Genomic DNA, 2,349 nt, shown 5'->3' with positions numbered 1-2,349 from the left:
GGCCTGCTACCTGCAGCAGGTCCGCCAGTTTATGGTGACGCCTTAACCCGGCGATCAGACGCGCTTTGTCGGCGCAGCTGATCTCTTCGCCCGGATTAAGGCTTGCAATTTTTTTAAGTACGCCACCTCCGCGCGCAGTTGCTCGTTCTCTTCACGCAGTGCCTGCGCCGAATCGGTGATAACGGTGCTTGGCGGCGCCGGGCTGCGTCGTTCTGACTTCATATTGGTGCGCCTTTGATCCCCCTTCGAGAAAGCCTCCACGCCGCCTTCATCGAAATTGCGTCGCCAGACCACCACCTGGTTGGGATTACGGACGTCATAGACCGCCGCCACTTGACGGCTCGAAAGCTGTTCACGGTCCTGATGGGACAGAACCTGCAGTTTAAATTGCGCACTGTACGTGCTGCGTTTAGGAAGCAAACCGTCTATGCCGTGCAGGCGGTAGTGGTTCACCCAGGTACGAATTTTTTCCTCGGGCACTATCCAACGACGCGCCAGCAACTTCGCCCCGCCGTCACCGGCCAAAAAGCTCTTTACGACTTTGAGCTTGAACTCTGTTTTGTACTTTTCCATGAAACCCTTTGAAGTTTGTCCAACTTCTAGGGGTCAGTTCAAACCCGGGGCGATTCAGTGTTGCCCGGACTCATACGTTACTCTTACGACTTCAAACGTGTCAAAAGGATAAAAAAATGAACGCAATCCCAAGCGCTACCAATCCCATCGTTGCCGCGATCAGCGCTTTATATGGTTTTGTTCGTAGCATTGATCAGGGTCTCGATCAGTTGCTAGAGAAGATGAAACAGTCCGAAAACTCTACGGTGTCACGGACTGCCAGTGTGATTGAAGGTGCCAAGTATGGGTTTGGTATTGGGTACGTTACGTCGGTAATCATTCTTGCTGTAGGGCAGCTGATTCTGGGAAATCCTTTAGCAGCTGTCGGGGCAGTGGCGAGCGCTGCCGTGCTCATCAATCCGATTGCCATGACCTGCGGTGCCATTGGGGCGATTTACTATGGTTGGCAAGCGTTGGACGACGACGCGAAGAATGCGATCTTGAGCAGGTTGATGGAGGCGTTCAGTATCGGTGCAGAACTGATTAAGGCGATCATTAGTTTTGTTTTGGTAAGGACTAAAGACCTGCTTAGCTCAGAAAATTTAACGGAAGTTAAGCGGTTCATCACCGAGGCTGCCAGCGCTTTTGGCAATAGCCTGAGCGACGTGACCAAAGCCATTAAGGACACCGTCGTCGACACCTACGAGACAGTGTCATCAAAGGCCAAACAGGGTGCAGCCGACGCACATGACTTCATTGCAAATAAATTGCGGCGTGAAAAACTTGGCGTGAGCTGCGAACTTCCGATGACTGAAGTTGCCGACAAGCTAGAACCGCCGACCTTGCGCTAGCAGGAACATGGCGGCACTTGCTTTTGTCCTCATTCAGGTCGTCTTAACCCTGATATTGGTTGGTATATTTTTGTGGATTCGCAGCCTTTTTAGGCTTGATCCGCCTCGAATTCGTCTGGACGGGCTCTCTTCTTATGAAGTTTTTCAACGGAAAGGGAAATGGTCAGCGCTCCTGTCCGAACAGTCATTTCAATTGCGCCCTGCTCTGTTTTATGCAGGGTTTTTCTATGTGTGGGTTCCGGTATTGATCTATCGTTATGGGTGGAAAAAAGCCGTTTTTCTTGTGGCTCTGCCATTTGCAGGCATACCGATAGGTGCGCTGTTCGCTTCCTACTACGACTGGCCAGATGCTCGAATTTTCGTCGGAATGATGCTGGTGATTATTTTACGCTCCATGCTAAGCATTCAAGTAGGCATCAGCTCAACAGGATGGATGCGCGAGGCGAAAATAAACCGGGGCTGGGTTCCTGTCGGGCAATGCTCTGCAGTCGCCAGCACTGAGGCCATTCGCATCTTCATTCCTGCGGCGCCCAATTCAAAAAACATAAATTTCGTCAAACGATTGCGCAAATTATTGGCGTCCGCGCAGTTAGTTTTTACGCGGCGGTGAACGGCTTTCTGAGCTTCAGCCAGCTGCCGCCATGCGGCAGAGCGCTAGAAGGTGGGTGTGCGCGACCGTCGGCGCCTTTCTCCACCAGCGCGGTCATGAATCGCCCCGGGTTCAGTGGAGGCCCGTTGGGTTAAGTCAGACCGACATAACGGCCTGACTGGCTAATTGCCGATAGTAATTTTCTTCAGCTTCGGCAGGGGGAATGTATCCGATAGGCTCAAGCAGTCGATGGTGGTTAAACCATGACACCCATTCCAGCGTGGCCAGTTCCAGCGATTCCTTGGTCTTCCAGGGCGCCCTGCGGTGAATTAATTCGGTCTTGTACAGGCCGTTGAT

At 52.3% G+C, this 2,349-nt stretch carries 4 protein-coding genes; 2 read left to right on the top strand and 2 right to left on the bottom strand.

What is annotated here, in order from left to right:
* Positions 1-54 precede the first annotated feature (54 nt).
* Complete coding sequence (locus IEX16_RS19770; protein WP_188710281.1) at positions 55-573, bottom strand: helix-turn-helix domain-containing protein; 519 nt, start codon at positions 571-573, stop codon at positions 55-57.
* A 116-nt stretch (positions 574-689) separates the two neighbouring features.
* On the opposite strand from IEX16_RS19770, the gene IEX16_RS19765 reads away from it, so the two are divergent.
* Together IEX16_RS19765 and IEX16_RS19760 are read left to right on the top strand one after the other, a co-directional pair.
* Complete coding sequence (locus IEX16_RS19765) at positions 690-1,403, top strand: hypothetical protein (protein WP_188710280.1); 714 nt, start codon at positions 690-692, stop codon at positions 1,401-1,403.
* A 7-nt stretch (positions 1,404-1,410) separates the two neighbouring features.
* Entirely contained in the window at positions 1,411-2,013 is a 603-nt protein-coding gene (locus IEX16_RS19760) for a hypothetical protein (RefSeq protein ID WP_188710279.1), read from the top strand.
* Positions 2,014-2,148: 135 nt separating this feature from the next.
* Here IEX16_RS19760 and IEX16_RS19755 read toward each other — a convergent pair.
* The coding region (locus tag IEX16_RS19755; RefSeq protein WP_188710278.1) for an IS3 family transposase at positions 2,149-2,349 on the bottom strand (201 nt) is incomplete at its 5' end.

It is taken from the genome of Polaromonas eurypsychrophila (assembly GCF_014641715.1).
Taxonomy (GTDB): domain Bacteria; phylum Pseudomonadota; class Gammaproteobacteria; order Burkholderiales; family Burkholderiaceae_C; genus Polaromonas; species Polaromonas eurypsychrophila.
This window is presented reverse-complemented; position numbering and strand designations above follow the sequence as displayed.